At 52.4% G+C, this 25566-nt stretch carries 24 protein-coding genes; 4 read left to right on the plus strand and 20 right to left on the minus strand.

Annotation, left to right across the window (positions count from 1 at the left end; translation table 11 throughout):
• Positions 1-63 precede the first annotated feature (63 nt).
• From MTX78_RS19285 to MTX78_RS19295, 3 genes are all read right to left on the minus strand, one after another.
• The gene (locus MTX78_RS19285; RefSeq protein WP_243797549.1) at positions 64-1389 is read right to left on the minus strand and encodes a tetratricopeptide repeat protein; all 1326 of its coding nucleotides are present in this window, start codon (positions 1387-1389) and stop codon (positions 64-66) included.
• A gap of 125 nt (positions 1390-1514) precedes the next feature.
• Positions 1515-3611: a DUF4331 family protein gene (locus MTX78_RS19290; protein WP_243797550.1), complete on the minus strand. Its 2097-nt coding sequence runs from the start codon at positions 3609-3611 to the stop codon at positions 1515-1517.
• 252 nt (positions 3612-3863) lie between these two features.
• Positions 3864-4034, minus strand: a complete 171-nt coding sequence (locus MTX78_RS19295; RefSeq protein WP_243797552.1) for a hypothetical protein — start codon at positions 4032-4034, stop codon at positions 3864-3866.
• 2 nt (positions 4035-4036) lie between these two features.
• Here MTX78_RS19295 and hscA point away from each other — a divergent pair, with 2 nt between their 5' ends.
• The 4 genes from hscA (at position 4037) to MTX78_RS19315 (ending at position 11913) form a co-directional block, all read left to right on the plus strand.
• On the plus strand, positions 4037-5896 hold the full coding sequence (hscA, locus tag MTX78_RS19300) for a Fe-S protein assembly chaperone HscA (RefSeq protein WP_243797553.1): 1860 nt from the start codon (positions 4037-4039) through the stop codon (positions 5894-5896).
• Between the two features lie 228 nt (positions 5897-6124).
• Positions 6125-7333 carry an anhydro-N-acetylmuramic acid kinase gene (locus MTX78_RS19305; RefSeq protein WP_243797555.1) on the plus strand — a complete coding sequence of 403 codons (1209 nt, stop codon included), beginning with the start codon at positions 6125-6127 and terminating at the stop codon, positions 7331-7333.
• 137 nt (positions 7334-7470) lie between these two features.
• Entirely contained in the window at positions 7471-10518 is a 3048-nt protein-coding gene (locus tag MTX78_RS19310) for a SusC/RagA family TonB-linked outer membrane protein (protein WP_243797556.1), read from the plus strand.
• A gap of 30 nt (positions 10519-10548) precedes the next feature.
• Positions 10549-11913 (plus strand): RagB/SusD family nutrient uptake outer membrane protein, encoded by a 1365-nt coding sequence (locus MTX78_RS19315; RefSeq protein WP_243797558.1) that lies wholly within the window; start codon positions 10549-10551, stop codon positions 11911-11913.
• A gap of 70 nt (positions 11914-11983) precedes the next feature.
• On the opposite strand, the gene MTX78_RS19320 is transcribed toward MTX78_RS19315, so the two are convergent.
• The 17 genes from MTX78_RS19320 to rplR all read right to left on the minus strand — a co-directional run bounded on the left by MTX78_RS19320 (position 11984) and on the right by rplR (position 25564).
• Positions 11984-12448, minus strand: a complete 465-nt coding sequence (locus MTX78_RS19320; RefSeq protein ID WP_243797559.1) for a hypothetical protein — start codon at positions 12446-12448, stop codon at positions 11984-11986.
• Between the two features lie 161 nt (positions 12449-12609).
• Complete coding sequence (locus tag MTX78_RS19325; RefSeq protein WP_243797561.1) at positions 12610-15894, minus strand: CARDB domain-containing protein; 3285 nt, start codon at positions 15892-15894, stop codon at positions 12610-12612.
• 114 nt (positions 15895-16008) lie between these two features.
• Positions 16009-16305, minus strand: a complete 297-nt coding sequence (locus tag MTX78_RS19330) for an FtsB family cell division protein (protein ID WP_243797563.1) — start codon at positions 16303-16305, stop codon at positions 16009-16011.
• Between the two features lie 197 nt (positions 16306-16502).
• Positions 16503-17774, minus strand: a complete 1272-nt coding sequence (eno, locus tag MTX78_RS19335; RefSeq protein ID WP_243797565.1) for a phosphopyruvate hydratase — start codon at positions 17772-17774, stop codon at positions 16503-16505.
• 231 nt (positions 17775-18005) lie between these two features.
• Positions 18006-18614: a 50S ribosomal protein L17 gene (gene rplQ, locus MTX78_RS19340; RefSeq protein WP_243797566.1), complete on the minus strand. Its 609-nt coding sequence runs from the start codon at positions 18612-18614 to the stop codon at positions 18006-18008.
• A 175-nt stretch (positions 18615-18789) separates the two neighbouring features.
• Entirely contained in the window at positions 18790-19779 is a 990-nt protein-coding gene (locus MTX78_RS19345; RefSeq protein ID WP_243797568.1) for a DNA-directed RNA polymerase subunit alpha, read from the minus strand.
• A 144-nt stretch (positions 19780-19923) separates the two neighbouring features.
• Complete coding sequence (gene rpsD / locus MTX78_RS19350; RefSeq protein ID WP_022822150.1) at positions 19924-20529, minus strand: 30S ribosomal protein S4; 606 nt, start codon at positions 20527-20529, stop codon at positions 19924-19926.
• Positions 20530-20659: 130 nt separating this feature from the next.
• Entirely contained in the window at positions 20660-21052 is a 393-nt protein-coding gene (rpsK, locus tag MTX78_RS19355; RefSeq protein ID WP_022822149.1) for a 30S ribosomal protein S11, read from the minus strand.
• 79 nt (positions 21053-21131) lie between these two features.
• Positions 21132-21509, minus strand: a complete 378-nt coding sequence (rpsM, locus tag MTX78_RS19360) for a 30S ribosomal protein S13 (RefSeq protein ID WP_022822148.1) — start codon at positions 21507-21509, stop codon at positions 21132-21134.
• Positions 21510-21535: 26 nt separating this feature from the next.
• Positions 21536-21652: a 50S ribosomal protein L36 gene (rpmJ, locus tag MTX78_RS19365; RefSeq protein WP_044003233.1), complete on the minus strand. Its 117-nt coding sequence runs from the start codon at positions 21650-21652 to the stop codon at positions 21536-21538.
• A 9-nt stretch (positions 21653-21661) separates the two neighbouring features.
• Complete coding sequence (infA, locus tag MTX78_RS19370; RefSeq protein WP_022822146.1) at positions 21662-21880, minus strand: translation initiation factor IF-1; 219 nt, start codon at positions 21878-21880, stop codon at positions 21662-21664.
• Between the two features lie 4 nt (positions 21881-21884).
• Positions 21885-22655 (minus strand): type I methionyl aminopeptidase, encoded by a 771-nt coding sequence (map, locus tag MTX78_RS19375; RefSeq protein ID WP_243797570.1) that lies wholly within the window; start codon positions 22653-22655, stop codon positions 21885-21887.
• 6 nt (positions 22656-22661) lie between these two features.
• Positions 22662-23981, minus strand: a complete 1320-nt coding sequence (gene secY, locus MTX78_RS19380) for a preprotein translocase subunit SecY (protein WP_243797571.1) — start codon at positions 23979-23981, stop codon at positions 22662-22664.
• Between the two features lie 13 nt (positions 23982-23994).
• Positions 23995-24441 carry a 50S ribosomal protein L15 gene (gene rplO / locus MTX78_RS19385; protein ID WP_243797573.1) on the minus strand — a complete coding sequence of 149 codons (447 nt, stop codon included), beginning with the start codon at positions 24439-24441 and terminating at the stop codon, positions 23995-23997.
• A gap of 12 nt (positions 24442-24453) precedes the next feature.
• Positions 24454-24633, minus strand: coding sequence for a 50S ribosomal protein L30 (gene rpmD / locus MTX78_RS19390; protein WP_243797575.1), 180 nt, complete (start codon positions 24631-24633; stop codon positions 24454-24456).
• A 6-nt stretch (positions 24634-24639) separates the two neighbouring features.
• Positions 24640-25209, minus strand: a complete 570-nt coding sequence (gene rpsE, locus MTX78_RS19395; RefSeq protein ID WP_243797577.1) for a 30S ribosomal protein S5 — start codon at positions 25207-25209, stop codon at positions 24640-24642.
• Positions 25210-25213: 4 nt separating this feature from the next.
• Positions 25214-25564 carry a 50S ribosomal protein L18 gene (gene rplR / locus MTX78_RS19400; protein WP_022822140.1) on the minus strand — a complete coding sequence of 117 codons (351 nt, stop codon included), beginning with the start codon at positions 25562-25564 and terminating at the stop codon, positions 25214-25216.
• Between the last annotated feature and the right edge of the window lie 2 nt (positions 25565-25566).

Below are 25566 nucleotides of genomic sequence, written 5' to 3' on the forward strand. Positions count from 1 at the left end.
CGCAGCCAGCGGGTGCAGCCACGTAGTGCTATATCTAGATCCAGCGAAACAACAAGGCGGACTTTAGCGAGCAGCCAGCAGCTTTTTACCCTCGTCGGCCAGATCAAGGCTGAGGTAGGGATTAAGCGCAAGTGCCTCCCGGATAAGGGCCTGGCCTTCGGCAACGCGGCCGGTTTTAGTGGCAATCAGGCCGGCACGGCAGAGAAGCGTGGGCGTCTTGGTTTTCATGCGGCGGGCCCGCTGCATCTGCTTTGCTGCCTCGGCGTATTCACCGCGCTTGTAGTGCACCCAAGCCAGCGTTTCCTCTACGTCAATGTTGTCGGGACGCCGCTCGTACTCGATTTTGGCGTGTTCAAGAGCTTTGTCTAGTTCTTTGGTTTTGAGGTACGCATACGCCAACTCCCGGTCGGCGTAGTGGCCCATCAGTTCGTTGTCGTCGGCTTCCTTGGCATCATCGGCCAGCATAGCAATGGCTTCACGAGCCATTTCTTGGGCTTTGTCTGGCTCGTTATTGAGGCGGTATAAGTCCGTTAGCTCGTCGGCAAACGCATAGTCCTTCACGGTGGCCCGGGCTTTCTGGAAGTAGGTGATGGCCGCGCTATAGTTGCGGCGGGCTTTTTCTACCCTTCCCAAACCAGCCAACGCGTAGGAATAGCCAGGGCGCTCCACCAATGATTGTTTGTACTGCTGTTCGGCTTGTTGCAGGTCGCCGGTGTTTTCGTACAGATGCCCCAGCTGGATACGGGCCCACTCCGTTTGTTCGAGGCCGGGAAAGCCTGCTTTGGCCGCCATGTTCATGGCTTCAATAGCGCCAGGCAAGTCGCCGTAGATTTCGCGCAGATACGACACCCGAGCGTAGGCGCGCAAGTCGGGGCGCAGGGTGTTCATCTTATCGGCCATGCGTACGGCCTCGGGGTAGAGGCCGAGTTCCACGTTGGCGTCGCAGAGCAAGCCATACACGAAGGCATTGCTTGGGTTGAGCTTCACCGCTTCCTCGGCCAAGGCCAAGCCTTCTGAAAAATGGTGTTGGGTGAGGCTGAGCGAGGCTTTGCAGCACAGGGCTTCAAAGTTTTCAGGCTCTTTTCGCAGTACGCTGTTGAGTAGTTCCATAGCGGCCATGTCGTAGTAGGCGTGGTCGCCGGTGACGCGGGCCTCCTGCATGTAGGCTTGGGCCAACAGCAATTGTGCTTTGGCATCTTCGGGGTTGGTGCGCAGCTTGGCCAACAAGCCGGCTACGGCACTCTGGGTGTTCACCCACTCACCGCCCATAGCCAGGTCGCCGTGGCGCTCCTTGAGCTGCGGAATTCGTTCGGGCTTGCGGAAGAGAAACAAGGCAGCCACTGCCGCCGCAAAACTTGCCAGCAGAATAGGGTAGAAGTAGTTACGCACAGAGGTGGGATAGTAGAATGGGCAAGGTAGCGAAACGGTGAAATGGTGAGTTCTATATTCTATCCACGCACTGTGCGCAAGCGGAACGCTGAACTCACCATTTCACTGGAACACTAGTTCACGGACTATTGCGCCTGGCGAACCACTTTCACTGACTGCAACACCGTAGCGCCGCTATAGAACGTGGCTACGTAAGTGCCAGCGGCCAGCGAGTTTGGCAAACGCCATTTGTACTCGTAGGTGCCCGCTTTATGCTCTTTTGGCTTTATGAGGGTAGCCACTTGACGGCCCATCATATCGGTGACAATCAACGAAATGTTGCTGTTCACGCCTACCTCGTAACGGAACGTGGTTTGGTCTACTGCTGGGTTTGGATACGCCTGCATGGACGCTACTGCGCTTGCCTGCAAGCCCAAGCCACCCGAAGCCGAGCGCTGCGACAGCGCGATGCGCTGTGCCGTAGTGCCAGACCAAGGCGTCTGTAAGTAAGGGAAGGCCGCTTTGAAGGTCGTATCGTTGGCTTCTACACCCGTACGGAACCCAACTACGCCAAGCAGTTGAGGCGTTACGGGGTTGGCAGCACCAGCCGTGTAGTCGTCATACCACAAGCCGATAGCGGCCAATACGGCACCACCTACAGCCTGCAACTCAATGCGGGTTACATCATCCTCTAAACGACGGCCATTCGGGAAGCCATCCATGTTCGGAATGAACTCTAAAGCGATGTTATCCTTGTAAGGAGCCACTGTGAGGCCAGCAACGGCAGCGGCTAGCAAACCTTCTGAGCTGAAAGCAGGAGAGTTACGTGGGGTAGTAGGCACCGCCATGTTCAGGCGCAGCATGTCCCCGATAGCGGGCAGGAAGTTGTTGATGAATGGCTTGCCAGCAGCCAGCGGATTGCCATTTTTGCCAGTAGCCAATTGGTACGGAATGGCATTCGGAACACCCGTGTGGAAGATAGGCAGAATGTCAACTGAGCGAGGCTTGCCAGCACGCAACAGATAAGGCCCAAACGTTGCATTCTCGAAAATGGTACCAACACGCTGAGCAGCCGTCAGACCTGATACGCCATCGGCACCATTACGGAAGTCGAAACCTTGCAGCGAGCGAGACTGGATGCGCAGGGAAGCCAAACCGGGTACGGCTTCACCATAATAGGTCTGGCCAGCAGGCTTAGGCCCGGCGGGGGCTACTGGGTTGTTATCGGCCATGTATAGGCCTAGCTCCGGGTTAGTGAAGTAGTCGTCATCCAGGGCACGCTCGGCACCGGGGGTGCGGGCATTCCAGCCGTCTTTGCCACCCACTGGGATAATAACTTCGTTGGTGAGCGGCATACCGAGGCGCGATACCTGTATCCAGTTGCCGGTGTGCGTCTGCGTACCATCCACGTTGAGCGTACGCATGGCAGGGCGGCTAGCCGAGGCCCACACCCCAATGATGTAGTCGGAGTCGAGAATGTTGGCCGCCATGGCGCCCGTCTTGCCGTCCTTCTGCAATTCTGAAATCGGAAGTTGCAGCGCAATAGCGTGCGTGTTTTTACGAGCCACACCGTCGCGGGCACTAGCGGTGCGTACGCCACCCAAGTCAAAAATACCGCCTAGGTCCACGAAGAACGGATCATCTACGGGGCCGCAGAAAATCTTGCTTGTTCCTACCGTCTGAATGGCGTTGGCCATGAGCGTATTGTAGGGCGAGTTCAACCCAGCGGCACTTTCAATAGAGCGTGGCCCAATGTTGGGCGGCGGCACAATGCCATTGGTCACGATAGTGGTGAAAGCCCCGCCCGCCACGCTTTTCTCGCAGGTGTAGGTGGTTTTCAGATTTTGCTGCCCCAGCCGGATGTTGAAGAAGGTGGTGGGGTCTTGGTTGGTCCGAGTGAAGGTGAAGCGGTAGGTGATGTCGTCGCGGGTAGGGTTGTCTGCCGAGTTCTTGATGTGAATCTCGTAGCGGACGTTTTCGCCGAACGTGTTGTAGTTAGGTCCACCCTGGGGTAGTTCCAGCGGGATGTAGTTGGCGATAATGTTGATCATCTCCGGGTTTACCGGGTCGCGGAAGGCATACAAGTCGGTGTTGTCGGCCAGCGGATCATCGGCAATGAGTGGGGCTTCCCGGTGGCTACTTGCTTCCAGTTGCGTGGTCTGTCCATTCCAGGCTAGCAGGCCGGCCACAGCCGTGGCGGCTAATGCAATGGGAAGAATGGGACGGGTAAGACTTTTCTTCATGATAATGGTGGGGAAAGATGAGAAAATAGGCAACCAGCCTACCAGAAATCCGGTAGGGTAAAAAGCAAATCACAGGAAGCAATAGGGGAAATCGGAGCGCCTAGCCGCAACCAAGCAGACCAGGAGAAAGGGCATTAACTCAGCAGGCGAAATACAAGTAAACTGGAGCTTAACAAACTCGAGTATACCGTCTACACAACAGTACGTAAACTCCTCTATAGTCGGATTGTTATAGACGAATATTCGTACATATTATTCGCTTATCACCACCCACTCTCTTGGCACCGAAACCGGCGGCTCATTGCTAAACCGACGCCCCGCTATTTCTTCACTATTTTTGCGCTTGCGCCGCGGGTTGATGGTTAAGTTGCTGTCGGGTTCCGTTTCGCTCACCAAGTGCGCTCCGGCGCTCTGCCTTTTCACGCATGGCTAAAGTTGCAATCAACCTCTCCACCGGAAGTATTCAGCAAGAAGAAATCATAGTTGGTATTGATTTGGGCACCACCAACTCGCTGGTTGCCTACATCCACCCCGACACCCGGCAGCCCTTGGCCATCAACGACCAGGGCCGCGGTACCATCGTCCCTTCGGTGGTGCATTTTCCGGTCGGTGGCGAAACGCCTATTGTGGGCACCGATGCCAAGGACTACCTGCTTACCGACCCGCAGAACACGATTTATTCGGTGAAGCGCCTGCTTGGCAAAAGCTACAAAGACCTGGGCGGCCACGCCTCCGACTTGGGCTACAAGGTGATTGACGACAACTCCGAAGGACTGGTGAAAATCCGGGTGGGTGAGAAGTTCTACTCCCCTATCGAGCTGTCGGCAGAGATTTTGAAGGAGTTGCGGGCCCGTGCCGAGCACGCCCTCAAAACGCCCGTCAACAAAGCCGTTATTACGGTTCCGGCCTACTTCAACGACTCGCAGCGGCAAGCCACCCGCGACGCTGGCCGCTTGGCAGGCTTGGAAGTGTTGCGCATTGTGAATGAGCCTACGGCGGCCGCGCTGGCCTATGGCATTGGGCTTTCGCCCGACGAAGAGAAAACCGTAGCCGTGTATGACCTCGGCGGCGGCACTTTCGACGTGAGTATCCTGCGCATTCAGCAAGGCATTTTCGAAGTGCTAAGCACCAACGGCGACACTTACCTCGGGGGCGACGACCTCGACCGCGCCATCATCAACCACTGGACGGCGCAGTACCAGTTAGCGGCTGCGCTAACCAACAACGTGCCGCTTCAGCAAGAACTGCGGCTGCTTGCGGAAGCCGCCAAGAAGTACCTTAGTCAGCACGACGATTTCGGGGCTAATTTCGACGGGCTGGTGCTGCGCCTCACCAAGCCAGAATTCAACAGCTTGATTCAGCCATTGGTGGAGCGCACCATCACGTCGTGCCGGCAGGCGTTAACCGACGCCAACCTCACTCCGAAAGACCTGGATGCCGTGTTGCTCGTGGGCGGCTCTACGCGCGTGCCGCTGGTGTACGATGCCGTGTCAACGTTCTTCCAGCAGCCGGCCAACAACTCACTAAATCCCGACGAGGTAGTGGCGCTGGGCGCGGCCATTCAGGCCGACATCTTGGGTGGCAACCGCCGCGACGTGCTGTTGCTGGACGTAACGCCGCTCACGCTAGGTATTGAAACGCTCGGTGGCTTAATGGACCCCATTATTGCGCGCAACTCGAAAATACCTACCAAAGCCGGCCGCCAGTACACCACCAGCGTGGACGGGCAAGTGAACCTGAAAATATCGGTGTACCAGGGCGAGCGAGACTTGGTGAGCGAGAACCGCAAGCTAGCGGAGTTCGACTTGCGGGGTATTCCGGCTATGCCCGCCGGCTTGCCGAAGGTGGACGTGAACTTCATTCTAAACGCTGACGGCATTTTGAAGGTGGAAGCCATTGAGCTGCGTTCGGGCACCAGCCAAGCTGTTGAAATCAAGCCCCAATACGGCCTCACCGACGAACAGGTGGAAAAGATGCTCATGGACTCGCTCACCTTTGCTCGTGAAGACGTGACGGCCCGTATGGTAATTGAAGCCCGCACGGTAGCCGAGCAAATGCTGTATCAGGTGGAGCGTTTTGTAGAGAAAAACCATCAGCACCTCACCGAGGACGAAATAACCCTTACGGCTGCCTCCACTCAAAATCTGCGTGAGGCCCTAGAAACCAAGGAAAAAGATACCATCCTGAAAGCAGTAGACGAGTTGGAAGCCCTGACCAGCCCGTACGCCGAGCGCGTAATGAACATCTCCATCAAGCAGGCCATGGCCGGAAAAAAGATTGGCTAAGCTTAAGTTATAAAAGCGAAGCTGCTTTTTGTAAGCAGTTTGTCTTACCCTACAAACACAGAAGCTCGAAACGAGCAGCTATCCGCACATTCTGCTGGATAGCTGCCCGTTTCGAGCTTCTGTGTTTACTTGCATACCTGTGACGGCAAGCTCCACCAAGCCAGCGGTAATAAAAAGTATATAAATTGTTTTACGGCCCTCCCACCAGTAGTAAACGGTACAAAAGCCATGAATCCATACCTCGTCCGCTTACTTCAGATTGCGCAGCAGCCGAGTCGGCGCATTATCGGCCTGATGTCGGGCACTTCGTTGGATGGGCTGGATGTAGCGTTGTGCCGATTGGAAGGGCACGGAGCGGACACGCGCCTCACGCTAGAGCAATTCGCTACTATTCCCTACGACGATGATGTGCGCCACCGCATCCGGCAGGTATTTGCGGGCACCCAAGTTAGTCTGGAATATCTGACGCTACTGAATCCGTGGTTGGGGCTGCTTCATGCCGATATGGTGCTGACATGTTTGGGCGCCTGGCAACTCAAGCCCGCCGACGTGGACCTAATAGCCAGCCACGGCCAGACTGTGTACCATGCCCCCCACCACCAGCACCAACACCCCGATTTCCCTCTAAATGCTACCTTGCAGCTCGGCGACGGAGACCATGTGGCCGTGCGCTCAGGCATTATAACCCTCAGCGACTTTCGGCAGAAGCACCTAGCTGCCGGTGGCGAAGGCGCCCCGTTGGCGGCCTACGGCGACTACCTATTGCTTAGCAGCCCCGACGAAGAACGGCTGCTCCTGAACCTGGGTGGCATTGCCAACTTCACGTACCTGCCCCGTACCGGCCATGATGCCAGCACAGCTTTCAGCACTGACACGGGCCCCGGCAACACGCTGCTGGATGCCACCGTGCGCGCCCAGCGCCCTGGGTTGGCCTATGATGAAGATGGCCGTTTGGCAGCCGCTGGCCACGTGCACGAAGGTCTACTAAAAGCCTTGCTTGATCATCCGTTTTTTTCGGCGCCGCTGCCCAAAACCACCGGCCCAGAGCTCTTCGGGCCGGAGTATCTGCGGCAGGCACAAACGCAAAGCAATACCTCCACCCTAAACCTAGAGGATTTGCTAGCTACTCTCACCGAGCTGAGTGCTCTAGGAGTGGCACAGGCCGCCAAGCAAGCTTTTGGTGCCCGCCCTGCGCTGGCTGTATATGCCAGTGGCGGCGGGGCTCACAACCCTGCTTTGCAGGCAGCCCTGCGGCGGCACCTACCAGGTTGCCATTTCGCTACCACTGCCGAGCTCGGAATTGTGCCCGATGCCAAAGAGGCTATTCTGTTTGCGGTGCTGGCAAATGAAGCGGTGGCAGGCCAGCCCATTTCTATTGGAGCAGGCCGCCAACGGGTGCCAGCCGTGACAATGGGTAAGATTTCCTTGCCTGGGTAAAAGTGCTATAAAAAGCAGAAAGCGTCCTCTTTTCGTTATGTTAGTGACTTGCTGCTGGGTTCAAAGAGCCTAGTAGCAAGTCATTACGCGTTTAATGTTCAGCTTCATTTTTTCTTTCACACCTCATTTCCATTCGTATGCCTGTCATCTACTTACTCACTGGGCATCTGCGCCGTTGGGGATGGGTAGCGCTGTTGCTCTTAGAGCTGGCCCTACCAGCCGCTGGTCAGAACACCCGCTACACCATCCGAGGCCGTGTGGTGGATGCTAGTTCGGCAGCGCTACCAGGTGCTACCATCCGGCTTCTCAACACAGTGTTGGGCGCTAGCTCCAACGTGGAGGGCAACTACGAATTGGTAGCCAGCCTAGCCCCCGGAACCTATCAGCTGGAAGTTAGCTCAGTCGGGTACCGGCCGCAGCGCCGCAGCGTGACTCTGGCTGCTGAAGCAACCGTCACCGTCCCGGAGGTAGGGCTAACCGAAGACTTGGTACGCCTCAATGATGTAGTGGTAACTGGTACGTCGGTGGCCACCAGCAAAAAGCAACTGGGCAACACTATTGCCACCGTGAGTGGCGACGAGCTACGCACCACCGTACCAACGCAGATCGACCAAGCCTTGCAGGGCAAGTTTGCCGGGGTTCAAATCACGCAGAACTCTGGCAACCCCGCCGGTGGTATCTCGGTGCGGCTGCGCGGCCCGAGTACCGTAGCCGGTTCTTCCGACCCGCTCTACATCATCGACGGGGTCATCATCAATAATGATTCGCCGCAGCTATTAGACCTGGGCGGCTACGCGCAAAACCGTCTCGTCGATATCAGCCCTAATGACATTGAGCGAATAGAGGTCATTAAAGGTGCCGCCGCCGCGGCTATTTACGGCTCCCGGGCTTCTAATGGCGTGGTACAGATCTTCACAAAGCGCGGCAAGGAGGGTGCCCCTCAGGTAACGGTGTCGTCGCAGTTCCTGACTTCGCAAATCCGAAAAACTCTCGATTACAATCAATACCCGTTTCGCTTCACGAATACCACTAATACTGACCTGACCCAGGTACCAGTACAGCGCTACGACTACCAGAAGGACATTTTCCGAACGGCTATCGGCACTGATAATTACGTGTCGGTAACAGGTGGAAGCAGCACGACCAAGTACTTTGCTTCCGGCAATTACTTCCGCAATCAGGGCATCATCGACAACACTGATTTCAACCGCGGTGGTGGGCGGCTTCGTCTCCAGCAAACGCTCGGTTCAAAAGCCAGCCTGAGTGTAGGCGCCAATTATTCGCTCAGCCAAAGCCGCGAGGTACCCAACGGAGGCATCAATGAAGCTTACGGGGCCCTGACGGGCTTTATTTTCTCCAATAACTTTATTGATCCTAATCAGCGCGACCCCATAACCGGGCGCTACCCGAGTACAGCGCTCAGTATCACACGCACTAATCCGCTGGAAGCTATCAACCGCTTCAAGTTTGCGCAACGCACTTCACGCTTTATTGGTGACGCACAGCTGAACCTTACACCCTTCGCCGGCTTCACTGTAGATTATGTACTCGGCTACGATGCCAGCACGCAGTTAGCCACTGGATTTATTCCGACTAACAGCACGGCACCTACCTATACCACTGGCTTAGCCCGCCGTGCCGACCGGACCGCACTGCTGGTCAACAACGACCTCACGCTTGGCTACCGGCGTGATTTCACAGAATGGTTGGCCAGCACCACCACGGTGGGTGGCACGTTGCAGTATGAACAGGCGCTAAGCACAGCTATTCAATCCATCAACCTGGCTCCAGAAATCGAAACCACTGCCAGCGGCACTGTGGTAGCCGGTGAAACACGTACTGAACGCACCATTCGCGGAGCGTTTGCGCAGCAAACATTTGGGATTTACAATCAGCTTTTTCTCACGGGCGCTATTCGGATGGATGAGGCATCTGTGTATGGGGCCAACGTGCGGAGGCAATACTACCCCAAAGTCAGTGGCTCTTATTTATTATCTGAAGCAGGCTTCTGGAAAGAAGGGCCACTGGCTCGCTTTGTACCACAATTCAAGCTACGTGCCTCCTATGGCGAAGCTGGCAACTTAACTGCTATTGGGCCCTATGACCGACTCAATAACTTGCTGCCGGTGGTGTTAGGTACCCAACCTGGCTTGTCTACATCGGCACAACAGGGAAATGCCCGCTTGCAGCCCGAGCGGCAAAAGGAATTTGAAATTGGCACTGACTTAAGTCTTTTCAACGACCGAGTAGGCATTGAATTTTCTTACTACAACAAAGAGGTAGAGGATTTGCTATTGCTGCGCGACTTGAACTTCAGCAGCGGCTTCACCAATCGGTTCGACAACATTGGGAATATGCGCAACCGTGGAGTGGAACTGCTGGTGCGCGGCACGCCTGTGCAAACAGCATCCGTACGCTGGACAGTTACTGGCACGTTCTCACACAACAAGAACCGTATTACTAATATTCCGAATGGTCTAGTCACGTTCTCCAACGGCTTTGGGTTGGTGGCAGGGGTTGAAGGCCAGCCTTTGGGTACTTTCTACGGCACCTATTCAGCTCGTAACCCTGACGGCTCCCTGTTGCTTACGCCCGCCGGGTTGCCACAACGGGAATTAGGTATTCAAGGCACATTTGGCGCTCCGAACACGCCGCAACGCCGCGCCGACGGCCAGCCTTCGGGCACCTTGCTCAATACAGTACTCGGCGACCCTAACCCCCGGTATACTGCCTCGCTTATCAACGAAGTTAGTTTGCTCGATAACCGCCTCACCTTCCGGGTACAGTTTGATACGCAACAGGATTTCGATGTATTCAACTTCACCCAACGCGTTGGCTCGCGCGACATTTTTGGTGGGCTGAAGCTATACGAGGCAGAGTTAAGCGGAAACGTGCCCAAGGGTACTAGCACTGCTACTTACAACACATTTGACCGCTGGATTGAGGATGGCTCGTTCATCAAATTGCGTGAGGCATCAATAAGCTATCTGATCAAACCCAAGATTCTAGGAATGCGGGATCTGCGCTTTTCGGTAGCTGGCCGTAACCTGTGGGTTATTACCGACTACAGTGGCTACGATCCGGAGGTGAGTGCCGCTGGCCAGAGCAATGCCGTGCGGGGCTTCGACTTTGTGGAAGTACCTATTCCGCGTTCTGTATCAGTGGGCTTCAATGCATCATTCTAATTTCTTTCCCGGCCTTTCCTTCCTATGCATATGCAATACTCATCAACCTGGCTACGTCGCCTGGCCGCTGGCTTTCTGCTCGGAACCCTACTGACGGCCACCGCCTGCGACCTAGAGTTAGCCAATCCCAATGCCGCCCTTGATGAACGGGCGTTAACGACGCGCGAAGGTTTGTTGGCGCTGAGTGTAGGCTTACGTCAGCTCTACTCCACTGCGGCTTTGGAGCCGATTATTCTTACCACCGGAGCTACCAGCCGCGAGGTAAAAGGCATTACCACCTTTTTCAATATCACCGAATTGGAGCAAGGCGGCTCACAACTTTCGCCAAGTAATGCGAATACTTCGGCTTTGTTCGCGCGGCCCTACCGGGTTATCCTAGCGGCCGATCAGTTGATTACTGCTGCTCCGGTGGTATTAGCCACCGACGCCAGCACGCGCAGCCGAGTATTGGCCCATGCTTATTTATTTAAAGCAGCGGCACTGGCGGGTGTATCACTAGGCTTCGAGCAAGCGCCGCTTACGGCTGTACCCAACGTGGAGGCTTCTCCGAACTACGTCGGGCCTAGCTTTGTGCCGCGCCAGCAACTACTGCAAGAAGCTATTCGGCTGCTTGATCTAGCTACACAGGAGCTAAGTGCCAATCCTTCCTCGCCTGAATTCACCGCTGTTGTCACTCGGGTTGGCTTCGATTTGCCTAATACAGTACAGGCGTATCGAGCCCGCTTTAATCTGATGGCTGGCAACTATGCAGCGGCTTTGACTGCTGCCAATCTTGTCGACCTAACCGTTCGCTCTGCTTTCACTTATTCAGCGCAAAACCCGAATCCAATCTATCAATTTACAGTGCAGTCGGGTGCCAACTTTCGGCCACGCAACAACCTAGGCTTACCTACTAGTCTCGTAGAAGCTAATGATGGACGGCTAGCCTTTTACTTAAGCGGCCCCGTGGTGATCGATTCCAACAATGGCACTACAGATAACATCCGCAGTTCAGGTGGTTTTTTCTCCGCCCTGAATTCTGATATCCCTGCCTACCTACCCGATGAAATGCGCCTCATCCGGGCTGAAGCCAATTTGCGCGCTGCTACGCCTAATCTTGCCGCCGCGCTCACCGACATCAACGTCGTGCGAACCCAGGCTACTGGCGACCCGTTTGGCGTGCATGCGGGACTGCCTGCCTACTCTGGCCCACTAACAGTGGAAGCGCTGCTGCTGGAAGTGTACAAGCAACGCTGCGCCGAGCTGTACCTAAGCGGCCTGCGCTTGGATGATAGTCGCCGTTTCGGGCGGCCGGTGCCGCCTGCTAATGTTACAGAACGAAACCGCAATTTCTACCCGTATCCGCAGCAAGAGCGTACCAATAACCCCAACACCCCCGCTGATCCGGCTATCTGATCTGTCTTTCAATAAAAAGCCCTGCTTCTGGCGAGAAGTAGGGCTTTTTTTGTGTGGCTGTTATGCGAATTCATCGTACCGGCGCGGCCAATGGTATCACACCGAAGCTTAGTACTTGGCGGGCCGTGGAATCACGGAATGTGACGTCGAGCTGTACTTTAGGACGAGCAGCCAATGTATCCGCCTTGAACATAAACGCGACAAACGACTGTGGGTGCTGCCCGTCGCGAAGCCGGAATCCTAGCTTGTACAAGTCAATAGATGGGCCGTAGTGACGTCCTTGCTCATACAAAGGCAAGGCTACAGCCCGGAACCGCGCAGGTGTTAAGGCAGAGCCGACTTCGGGCGCCAGCATTCGGTGGGCAACGTCAAACTCACCACGCAATACGGTCAGCAAAAACTGCCGAGCAGCTTGGATCTGCGAGGGTTGCGACGCTGGAGAAGCCACTCCGGCGCCTAATGGCACGCTAAGCAACAACAGCACCAGTAGGCTACCCACCCACCTAGCGATGAAAAACCAACCTATCTGCTTCATATACGAGAGAAATATAACGAGGCAACTCAACTGCACTGCCGCTCGTTCCCTCAACGCAAATCGGCGGTGGTTGGCTGGCTCTTCTGAACCATCCCTCCACCGCCGACGTGTTAACTCGTTGGAAGTTCTAGCAGAAAAGCTTCCAACTCTGGTAGAGCACTTTATTCAATTACAATGCGCCGAGTAGCGTTGAGACCTGCGCCAGTTAAGCGTAGAACGTATATGCCCGGGCTTAAAGCATGCGTATCGAACGTAGCCGGGGTCATACGGCTGTTGAGCGCTAGCTGCTTCCGGCTTATTTGCCGTCCCAAGGCATCATAGAGCGTCAAATCAGCAGTTTTGCCGTTGCCGGTACCTGCCAGCTGCACCGTGAAATGCTTGTCTATGGCTGCCGGATTAGGGAAAACGCTCAACGTCATGCCCGCCAACTGCTCGTCTCGTGTGCCTTGTACAATCGTAATCGTGAAGGCGCGGAAGGCAACGTTGTTGTTTTCGTTGCTCTCGACAATGCCGTTCACGTGGTCGGCGATGAACAGCACGTAATAAGTGCCGGTTGGCGTGTTACCAGGAATAACGAGCGCCGTGCCCATTGACTGCGAACTACCACCGAACAGCGTACCAGCCTGTGAATTTCCTAGGAAAATGTCGTTGCCATCAAAGACGGTATTAGTTGACAGATAGTAACCCGTGGCACTCTGCGAGGCAACAGCACTGCCTTGGTTGAACAATATACAGCTAGCCGTAATAGCATTACCAGCCATCACATTATAGTTCGACAAGGCGGCCTGCGTAACAACTAAGTCAGGCTGCGCTGGTGCTAACACAAACAGGTTGCTGAATGCCACGTTGTTGCCTTCGTTGCTCTCACTAACAGCGTTGCTTGGATCGGCTACGTGCAAGATGTAGTAGCTGCCTGCTGGCGTGGTAGTTGGAATTGTAAATTGGCTACCTCGGAACGCCGTTTGGTTGGGCGACAAGCTACCACCATTGCTGCTACCTAGTAGTACATCAGAGTTGTCGAGCGTGCTGTTCGTTGATAAATAATACTCCACTGTGCTGCTGAAAGCAACTGCACTACCTTGGTTTGCAATTTGGGTGCTCACGGCGAGTGAGTTGCCAGCTGTGATGGTTTGACTGCCATTCAACACAGATGGCACCAAATCAGGCACTGCAGTGCCGGCGGCCACGCAAGAAACAGCTGCTTGGAAACCACTGTTTACCACGCTACCATCTGTCGTGAATCGTAGCGTAAGGGCTCCCGTGCTGTTCGTAGCGGTGATAACACCAGGGTTGCCCACGTAGGTACCAATTATTGGCGACGAGCTGCTCGGACCATCGTAGATCGTAAGTCCGTCGCAGCAGGTTTCCACCGAGAAGAGGCTGAACACAAGTTGAACCTTATTACCGGCTGTACCTGGGTTGATGGTGAGCGTACCGTTTGCGTTATCCGAATAATCGGAGGTGCCACCATGGTCATATACAGTAGTGGCGCAAGTGGTGATAGTGGCTGTGCCCGTGTAAGGAACTACAGTGCCGTTGAAAGGTGCCGTTACGACGAAGGGCAATGATACCACGTTGTTGTTCTCGTTGGTTTCATTGACAAGCGCCGTGTGGTCGGCCACGAACAGGATGAAGTAATTACCAGGCGTGGTGCCAGTTGGAACACTAAGGCTAGCATTACGGCTACCGTAGTCGTTAGCAAACAACGAGCCTCCTGTGGAAGCGCTTAACAGCACGTCGGTGGCACTCAACACATTATCTGCGGAAAGGTAATACCCTACGTTGCTACTTGAGGATGTAGAGTTGCCTTGGTTAAAAATCGTAACAAAGGCATTGAACGCAACGCCAGCGCTGGCAGAGGTACGTGAAAGGCTCTGCTGCGAGAGAGTTAGGTCAACGCCCGGCGCCACAACGGTAAGCACCACGCTACGAACGTTGTTGGTTTCATTGGTTTCTGTTACCGCGCTCAGATGGTCAGCAACAAAGAGCACATAATAGCTACCCGCCGCGGTACTGCTTGGAATTGTGAGCTGTGGGTAAGTGGTAATCCCTTGGTTGGTCGTTAGCTGGGACACCATGCTGGATGTCAGCAGCTGGTCGTTGGCGCTCAAGGTAGCATCGGCAGACAAGTACACTCCCGTGCTACTAGCATTTGCTGTGGTGTTTCCCTGATTATAAACAAACGCTGTGGCACTGATATTGGTCCCTGGCACCACCGAAGTTTGGCTGAGTTGAGCCTGTTGCACCACCAGATCCACGCTGGGCATCGATACGGTGATGGCCACCGCTGCCACGTTATTTGTCTCGTTGCTCTCGTTTACCACGCTTTGGTAATCAGCCGCAAATAAGATGTAGTAGCTGCCGGGGGCAGTACCAGGTGGAACGTTGGTTGAAACGTTCCGGAATTGATTGAAGCTAGGGGTCAGCTGACCACCAAAAGAAGAAGTTAGCAACTCATCGTTGGCGTCAAGTACCGGATTCGTGGAAAGATAGTACCCCACACTGCTGAAAGGCGCCGTTGCGTTGCCCTGATTGGCAATTGAGCACGAGAGAGTAAGCACGTTACCGGGAGCTGTATTCGGTGTTGACACGTTGGCTTGCTGCACCACCAAATCAATAGTAGGTGGTACCACGTTCACCGAGATGCTGGCAACGTTGTTGGTTTCGTTGCTTTCACTCACTACGTTCAAATAGTCGGCAGCGTACAGCAGGTAGTAGCCACCCGTAGGTGTAGAAGCTGGGACAGCCAGCGTGGCCGACCGATACGACGACTGGTTCACGCCAAGAGTGCTGCCAAATGAGTTACCCAGCAGTACATCGTTGGAGCTTAGTGTAGCATCTGTTGATAAGTAGTACCCCACACTGCTACTCTGTGCCGTAGTGCCCGATAGATTGTATATCGTACAGTTGACTGATAGAGAGTTACCAGGGATGATAGCCAACGGCTGCGCCGAAGCACCTTGAATGGCCAAGTCGGCTTGAGGAATCATAGTTACGCACGCAATGTCAGCCGCGAATCCGCTAAGGTGCACCACATTGTCGCTGGTTAGACGAATGGTGAGAGTACCGGCAGCATTAGTAGCGTACAGTGTACCCGGATTCTGTGAATCGTAAACGCCAATGAGCGGAGCAGCTACGCTGGATCCGTCGTATACATAGAGCTTGTCGTAATATGACTCTACGTTGAAAGACGTGAACTGTAATCTAATCTTGTTACCTGCCGTAGCGGGTGTAAGTGTTACCGTACCGTCAACGTTAGGAGAATAGTTGCCGTTAGCGCCCCCATCATCATAGAGAGTTCCACCGCACGTGGTGAAAGATGTGGAACCACTAGTGGGCAGCAAATACGTCTGCGCAGTAGCGGGCAGGGCCCACATCAGTAATAGCAATAGGCTCCCGAACACCGGATAAGTCCGCCGTAAAAGAGATAAGTAAAGTTGGGGCATACAATAAAAGGTAGAAGTGAAAAAAACAAAAAAGCCAGCCCATACGCTTCACCTAGAAGCATACTGGCTGGCTGACAAGAATTTTATTCAAGGTGCGTCCGACGACGCAGACGGTTAGTTACTGTCCTGGTGGGGCACCAGAATAAATACGTCTTCACTAGGGCGTTTCATAATATAGTTTTCGCGCGCAAACTTTTCCAGCAGTTCCGGGCTGCTCAATAATTCAGCGCGCTCTTTTTTCACTGTCTCTATATTGTCTAAATAATATTTCCGATCGGCCTGTAACTCCTGCAGCTTTGCGTACATATCGTACTGCTTCACAAAGTCGTTAGCGTCGAATACAAGCATCCAAACCAGAAAGCTCACTCCTACATAAAAGTAGAAGCTGCGTAAGAAGCCGGGAACACGCATAAGAATACTACTAAAAGACAAGGTTCAAAGATAAATGCATTTACTGCAGAATGAAAAGCAAGTATAGATTTTTTTCTATTCAAATAACCTGGCATTACACCTGGCTCCTAGCTTTTCGAACTATGAAAAAAGGCTCCGTTGCCTTCTGACAACAGAGCCTTTCATAGAAACGCTTCTACAAAAGCGTTTGGTATGTGCTACATTTTGCGGCCGGGGAAGTACGCTACCTCACCTAGTTCTTCCTCAATGCGGAGAAGTTGGTTGTACTTAGCCATCCGGTCAGAACGTGAAGCCGACCCCGTCTTGATTTGACCAGTGTTCAATGCTACTGCCAAGTCAGCAATTGTATTGTCTTCGGTCTCGCCAGAGCGGTGGCTCATAATGCTCTTGTAGCCATTGCGGCGACCTAGATTAACAGCATCAATAGTTTCGGTGAGCGTACCAATCTGGTTTACTTTGATCAAGATTGCATTGGCAATCTTCTCGTCAATACCCCGTTGTAAACGCGTTACATTAGTTACAAACAAATCGTCTCCTACCAACTGCGTGGTAGAACCAATGCTGTCGGTCAGTGCTTTCCAACCCGTCCAGTCATCTTCGTCCATACCATCCTCGATGCTGATGATAGGGTATTTCTTGGTCCAATCGGTCCAGTAAGCCACCATTTCTGACGATGTCAGTTTGTCGCCGGTGCTTTTCTTGAAGTGATACACACCATCTTCGTAGAACTCTGACACGGCAGCATCCATGGCAATCATCACGTCTTCACCAGGGCGGTAGCCGGCCGTTTCAATAGCCTGAAGTACAATCTTGATGGCGTCCTCGTTGGACTTGATGTTAGGAGCGAATCCCCCTTCATCACCCACGTTGGTGCTGAAACCTTGCTTCTTCAAGACGTTTTTGAGGTGATGGAAAATCTCAGTGCCCCAACGCAACGCTTCCGAGAAAGAAGACGCGCCTACTGGCATGATCATGAACTCCTGAAAGTCGATAGAGTTGTCGGCGTGCGAACCACCGTTCAGGATATTCATCATGGGTACTGGCAGCGTGGTTGCCCCAACCCCACCTACATAGCGGTAAAGTGGCATCCCAGCCTCTTGTGCAGCCGCACGAGCAATAGCCAATGAAGCACCTAGGATGGCATTAGCGCCAAGGTTTGCCTTGTTAGATGTGCCATCAAGCTCTAGCATGATCTTATCAAGCAAGCCTTGTTCGAACACTGAAAAGCCAATCAGCTCTTCGGCAATCTGGCTGTTCACGTTCTCAACTGCTTTGAGCACGCCTTTGCCCATGTACATGCTCTTGTCATCGTCGCGCAGCTCTACAGCTTCGTGCTTACCGGTGCTGGCACCCGATGGCACAGCTGCGCGGCCTACAGTGCCGCTATCGGTGGTCACGTCCACTTCTACAGTTGGATTGCCGCGCGAATCAAAAATTTGACGGGCATGAATGGCAGTGATGATGCTCATAATGGAAAGAATGAGGTTGAAGAAAGGTAGTAACTGCGAAACAAGCTACCGCAGCGGTTCGGCATTCACACAGGGTTTGTGGCGCCAAGGTAAGGAATTCATAAAAGAGCTGCCGCCCTTTTGCCATCTTTCACGTTCCCAAAGCACATTCTGCAACGTCAAAATTCAGGCATAAAAAAGGGACGTACCATCTGGCACGTCCCTTTTCAAATCAGTTGTCAAGAACTCAACTTACGACGCAGACTCTTCGTCTTTCTTCTCGTCACGGGTTTCGCCTTCTTTTAGCGTATCCGTAGCGGTATCTTCTGGAGCAGATACTTCTGTAGTAGGGGCAGCAGCGACAGGAGCGTCAGCTACTACTTCAGCCGAAGACTGACCTTCACCAGCCGTAGCGGTAGTAGCTTTCTTCTTGCCACGTGAACGACGAGTGGTAGCCGTAGTTTTGGCTTCACCAGCATTCTTGGCTTCCAACAACGTCTCGTTGTAATCTACGAGTTCGATGATGCACATCTCGGCGTTGTCACCAAGGCGAGACTGGCTCAACTTAATGATGCGGGTATATCCACCGGGACGGTTAGCAATTTTCGCTGCTACGTCACCGAACAGTTCTTTCAAGGTCTCTTTGTTCTCCAGTACCGAGAATACCGTACGACGAGAATGAGTTGTATCGTTCTTAGATTTGGTGAGCAGGGGCTCTACAAACTGACGTAGAGCTTTGGCCTTAGCTACAGTGGTCGTCACACGCTTGTGCATGATCAGAGACGAAGCCATGTTAGCTAGCATAGCATTGCGGTGCGAAGCTGTGCGGCCGAGGTGGTTGATGGTTTTACCGTGACGCATAATAAAGGGGAAATGTGTGAGCTTGCGAACGACGACCACGGCGGAAGGCTTCCCGTCTAAGGAGCCTTCTCATTAGAACCGTTGCCCCTAGGGCTCACTAATGAAAAAATGAATGGGCAAAAAAAGGTGCTCTCCTTACAAGCCGAAACTTTAGTAAGGAGAGCACCTATAAAATTTATTCTTCGTCGAGCTTATACTTGCTCAAATCCATGCCGAAGTTCAAGCCTTTTTCCTCTACGAGGTTTTCCAGCTCAGTTAGCGACTTTTTACCAAAGTTGCGGAACTTCATCATGTCCGACATATCCAACTGCACTAGGTCACCAAGGGTCTTAATGTCGGCAGCCTTGAGGCAGTTGTAAGCGCGTACACTCAGATCCATATCCGCCAGTGGCGTCTTCAGAACCTTACGCATGTGCAGCGTTTCTTCGTCCACAGTCTCTTCTTCTTCAGCCTTGGCCGTTTCGAAGGTCATGGTGCTGTCCGAGAACAGCATGAAGTGTTGGATCAAAATGTTGGCAGCACCTTTCAGTGCTTCCTCTGGGTGAATAGAACCGTCCGTGTGAATTTCTATAAGAAGCTTCTCGTAGTCGGTTTTCTGTTCTACACGAGTATTCTCGATGCTATATTTTACGTTTTTGATAGGCGTAAAAATAGCATCAATTGCAATCTGCCCAAATACCTGGTCAGCTGGCTTGTTCTCTTCAGCAGGCACGTAACCACGCCCTTTCTGAATAGAAAACTCAAACTCCAGCTCTACCGAAGGGTCGATGTGACAGATAACGAGGTCGGTATTCAAAACCTCGAAACCGTTGGTGAACTTATTGATGTCACCAGCAGTGAATGTTTCTTGGCCTTTGATGCGAACGGTGATTTTATCCTCGATAGCATCACTAACCTTTTTGAAGCGCACTTGCTTCAAGTTGAGGATGATTTCGGACATGTCCTCAATCACACCCTCAATGGTCATGAACTCGTGCAGAACGCTGCTGGTGCGAACCGACGTGATGGCATAGCCCTCCAGCGACGACAGCAGGATACGGCGTAACGCGTTGCCGATCGTGACGCCGTAGCCTTTCTCCAGCGGTTTAAATTCAAACGTCCCGTAGAAGTCGTCGGATTTCTCCATTACTACCTTCTCCGGCATTTGAAAAGCTAAGATTGACATAAGTTGGGGCGGTTTTAGTATTGAGTAATGGGTATTGGATATAGAGGCTTGGAAAAGCTCTCAGTACCCACTACCCAATACTTGAATCCATTTAAAGAAAGTCGAAGTAAGAAGGTGACCCGTGTATACAGGCCAACATCAAGATTACTTCGAGTACAACTCGACGATAAGCTGCTCCGTGATTTTTTCCGGAATCAACTCACGCGAAGGAGCGCTGATGAATTTACCAGCCATTTCCTTGCCGTCCCATTCCAACCACGAGAAAGCGCGAGCATTACGAGCGCTCAAGCTAGTGGTAATAGCCTCCAACGACTTCGACTTCTCGCGTACTGCAACGATGTCGCCAGCACGGAGCTTATAAGAAGCAATGTTCACGATTTCACCATTTACAGTAACGTGCTTATGCAATACCAATTGACGGGCAGCACGACGCGTTGTGGCAATGCCTAAGCGGTATACGGTATTGTCGAGGCGTGATTCCAGCAAAGCCAACAGGTTGTCACCGGTAATGCCGGGCATAGTGGCTGCTTTATGGAACAAGTTCTCGAATTGTTTCTCGAGCACGCCGTACATATATTTAACTTTCTGCTTCTCCATCAACTGGACAGCGTACTCGCTTTGCTTTTTGCGACGACCACGGCCATGCTGGCCAGGAGGATACGCTTTTTTGGTGAGCGCCTTGCTTGGGCCGAAGATTGGCTCACCAAAGCGACGGGCAATCTTGGTTTTTGGACCGGTATAACGTGCCATTTCGGGGTTGTTGAGTTTTGAGGGGGTTGAACTGCGCGTGTCGGGCTTCTTGGATGTACCTTACTAAATAGAAAAGGTGCATCAGAAACCCGACACCGGAGGCAAACACTAAGCTTGCCAGTTCAGATAATTATACGCGACGACGTTTAGGAGGACGGCAGCCATTGTGGGGCAGCGGCGTCACGTCCTTGATGGTCGTTACCTCAATACCCACGTTACCCAGCGTACGGATAGCCGATTCACGACCAGCGCCCGGACCTTTAACAAACACTTCGGCTTTGCGCATACCCAAATCATGAGCTACTTTACCGCAATCGGTGGCAGCCATCTGAGCAGCGTAAGGCGTATTCTTTTTAGAGCCGCGGAAGCCCATCTTACCAGCAGAAGCCCAAGAAATAACTTGGCCATTATTGTTGGTGATGGAGATGATGATGTTGTTGAACGAAGCCTTGATGTGTACTTGGCCTACTGGCTCAACAACGACAACGCGCTTCTTGGCTTTGTCTTTTCTTTTTTGTGCCATTTGGTTATCGCGAAAATGCGCGGAAGGTGTTGATACCTACTTCAAGAATATCAAAGTAGGTATCGATTCCCGCTACGGTTTATTTAGTAGCCTTCTTTTTGCCAGCAACGGTTTTACGCTTGCCCTTGCGGGTACGCGAATTGTTCTTGGTACGCTGACCACGAACAGGCAGACCTTTGCGGTGACGCAGACCCCGGTAGCAACCGATGTCCATGAGGCGTTTGATGTTCAACTGCACTTCTGAGCGCAGCACACCTTCGGTCTTAAACTCAGCGGCAATCACGCCGCGGATTTCGCCAGCCTCAGCTTCAGTCCAATCTTTCACCTTTTTGTTTAGGTCAACGCCTGCTTTGGTGAGGATCTGCTGAGCAGAAGGACGGCCAATGCCGAAAATGTAGGTCAGCGCGATTTCGCCGCGCTTGTTATCTGGGATATCTACCCCTGCAATACGAGCCATGTGCTTTATTAAAAAGTCTGGTGCTACTACCCTTGACGCTGCTTATAGCGCGGGTTCTTTTTGTTGATGACGTAGAGCTTGCCTTTGCGGCGGATGATTTTGCAATCAACGCTACGCTTCTTGACGGACGTTTTGACTTTCATGTCGTCGGTTTATTTGTAACGGTACACAATTCGTCCCTTCGACAGATCGTAGGGTGACATTTCTAACTTAACCTTATCTCCCGGCAAAATCTTGATGTAGTGCATCCGCATCTTGCCCGAAATGTGAGCAATCAGTTGGTGACCATTCTCCAGTTCCACACGGAACATAGCGTTAGAAAGGGCTTCCAGGATGACTCCGTCTTGCTCAATGGAAGTTTGTTTGGCCATAAGGCTACTGTAAGGCTTTTTCTATGTATTCAAAGGAGGTAAGAATCTCCGCTTTGTCTTTTCGTATTACTACGGTATGCTCGAAATGCGCTGATGGCTTGTAGTCTTTAGTTCGGATGGTCCAGCCATCTTTCTCTTGCACTACATCCTTCTTTCCTAGGTTCACCATTGGCTCAATGGCAAGAACTAACCCTGTTTGCAACTTTAGCCCTGCACCACGTTTACCGTAATTAGGTACTTCAGGTCGCTCGTGCAGCTTCTTACCAATCCCGTGGCCAACAAGTTCCCTAACCACTCCATAACCTTGTTTCTCAACGTGGTTTTGAATGGCATAGCTAACGTCGCCCATTCGGTTGCCAGCCACTGCTTGCTCGATACCGAGATACAACGACTTCTTAGTCTCCTCTAGAAGTCGGAGTACTTCCGGCTCCACTTCTCCTATTGAGTAAGTGTAAGCGCTATCTGAATGGTAACCATTAAGCAGTACTCCGCAGTCAACTGAAATAATATCGCCGCTTTTCAACACATGGTCTCCTGGAAAACCATGGACCACTACAGCATTAGGAGATATGCAGAGACTGTAAGGGAAATCGTTATAACCCTTGAAAGAAGGCTGCCCACCATGGTCGCGAATGAACTCCTCCGCGCGCTGGTCTAGCTCTCGCGTTGTTACTCCTTCTCGAATTAAGCTAGCAACTTCTCCATGAGCTTGGGCTAACACTTTCGCGCTAGCTTTAATAAGCTCTATTTCTTCCTCAGTCTTGTAAACAATCATGACTGATTAAGATGCCATAGCTATGTTCTGCGAACGGCCACGCAACTTGCCTGTCTTCATCATACCATCATAGTGACGCATCAGCAAGTAGCTTTCTACCTGGTTAAGCGTATCCAATACCACCCCTACCATAATGATAAGTGAAGTACCGCCATAGAAGGCCGAGAAAGGGCGGGTTATGCCAGCTAACAAAGCAAGCGACGGGAAAATCGCAATCAATGCCAGAGCAACAGCGCCAGGCAAAGTAATATGAGTCAATACCTCATCAATGTATTCTGAAGTATCACGACCAGGTTTAACACCAGGCACGAAACCACCGCTTCTCTTTAAGTCATCCGCAATCTGATTAGGATTGACACTGATGGCAGTATAGAAATACGTGAAAACAATGATGAGGGTAGCAAAAACTAAGTTGTACTGCCACGACGTGTAATCCGAAAACTTGACGCCGATGTAGCTAGCAGTTTCGCTGTCATTCTGCCAAACTGAGGCAAGAATAGCGGGTACAAACATCAACGACTGAGCAAAAATGATTGGCATTACACCAGCCGCATTCACTTTCATTGGAATGAACTGACGTTGCGCGTTCAATTGCGCAGTACTACCTACCTGCTTAGCATACTGAACCGGAATTCGGCGCACAGCTTGCGTTAGCACGATAACTGCCATTACCACTAAAAACAGAACAACTAGTTCAATCAAGAAGATCAATGAACCGCGCATGCCTTTAGCAGCCGCCTCACCAATAATAGCGCCTGGCAGACGGGAAACAATCCCGATCATGATGATCATGGAAATACCGTTGCCAATACCCTTATCAGTAATTTTTTCACCTAACCACATACAAAACAACGTCCCAGCCGTGATAATCAACATCGTAGTGATGGTGAAGAACGTACCAGGGTTGATGATGGCGTCCGCGTTAATAGTGGCAATAAAGCCCACCGACTGCGCCATCACAATAGGGATGGTGAGAATACGTGTATACTGATTAATCTTCTTCCGGCCCGACTCTCCTTCTTTTTGAAGCTTTTGGAAATATGGTACTGCTATTGTGAGCAATTGCAACACAATAGAAGCCGAGATGTAAGGCATGATGCCTAAGGCAAAGATGGAAGCATTGCTAAATGCACCGCCGAGCAGCGTATCTAGAATGCCAAACACCCCTGATGCACCACCTGTCTTGAGGCGAGTTGCATCAACGCCCGGCAGCACGACGAAAGAACCTAACCGGTATATGGCAATGAAGAAAAGCGTATTGAAGATCCGCATACGCAGATCTTCAATCGCAAAAATGTTCTTGATCGTAGTGATGAACTTGTTCATTGCCAGTCTTGCTTTACAGCGTCACAGCTTTACCCCCAGCTTTCTCAATAGCTTCAATAGCTGATTTCGAGAAAGCGTGAGCGTGAACTTCTAAAGCCTTGGTGATTTCGCCACGGCCTAGAACTTTGATCTTGGCGCTTTTCGAAGCCAAACCAGCCGACACGAAGAAAGCACTGTCAAGCGTAGTGGTAGCACTGTTTTCAGTTAGACCAGCCAGTACGTCTAGGTTAACTGCCTTGTACTCAATCCGGTTGATGTTTTTGAAACCGAACTTAGGTACGCGGCGCTGTAGCGGCATTTGGCCACCTTCGAAACCTGACTTTTTGGAATAGCCCGAACGGGACTTTTGGCCTTTGTGACCGCGCGTCGAAGTGCCGCCACGGCCGGAACCCGTACCACGGCCAAGACGCTTATTGTTGCGCGTTGAGCCTTCGGCGGGTTGGAGATTGCTGAGATTCATGGTCGGGATATCCTAGAGTACGGTTACTTCCAACAGGTGCTGCACTGCAGCTACCATACCAGCTACCTGAGGAGTGTTTTCTACCTCTTTGGTACTGCCGATTTTACCAAGGCCGAGGGCCTTAATCGTGCGCTTCTGACGCTCAGGGCGGTCAATAACGCTCTTTACAAGTTTAATCTGGATCTGCGCCATTGTTTATTAACCGTTAAAAACTTGGGCGAGAGTGATGCCACGAGCCTGAGCAATTTGCATTGGGTCACGCATCTTCAGCAGAGCATCAAAAGTAGCCTTTACCACGTTGTGTGGGTTCGACGAACCTTTAGACTTAGCCAGTACATCTTTGATACCAGCGCTTTCAAACACAGCACGCATAGCACCACCTGCAATTACGCCAGTACCAGCAGCAGCTGGCTGTACCAATACGAAACCGCCAGAGTACTTGCCTTCCATTACGTGAGGCACAGTGTGCTTGTAAAGAGGTACACGCACTAAGTTCTTCTTCGCGTCGTCAATGCCTTTAGCAATAGCGTCGGTTACTTCGTTGGCTTTGCCGAGGCCGTAGCCTACAGTGCCATTACCGTCACCTACTACTACAATAGCGGAGAAGCTGAAGCGTCGACCGCCTTTCACTACTTTAGCTACGCGGTTGATAGCTACTACCTTCTCTTTCAGATCAGATTCGCCGGCACGGGGAGCTTGTTGCTCACGGTTGCCACCACGTTCACGGTTTTGGCCTTGGCCGCCGCGGTTGTTGTTGTCTTGGGCCATATTCTTAGAAATTGAGGCCGCCTTCGCGGGCTCCTTCTGCCAATGATTTTACGCGGCCGTGGTAGAGATAACCAGAACGGTCAAATACCACTTTCGAAATTCCTTTTCCTGTAGCACGGGCGGCAATTTCTCTGCCGACTGCGGCAGCGAGGGCGACTCCGTTGCCCCCTTCCACCGAAACGTGCTTCGAGGAAGCAGACGCCAACGTGTGACCAGTTGTATCGTCAATAATCTGAGCATAAATGCCCGTATTGCTGCGAAACACTGACAGACGTGGACGCTCGGACGTGCCAGCCACCTTGGTGCGGATGATGCGCTGGATCCGTTTTCTTCTAGTTGCTTTATCGAAAGCCATGA

The organism is Hymenobacter tibetensis (assembly GCF_022827545.1).
GTDB lineage: Bacteria > Bacteroidota > Bacteroidia > Cytophagales > Hymenobacteraceae > Hymenobacter > Hymenobacter tibetensis.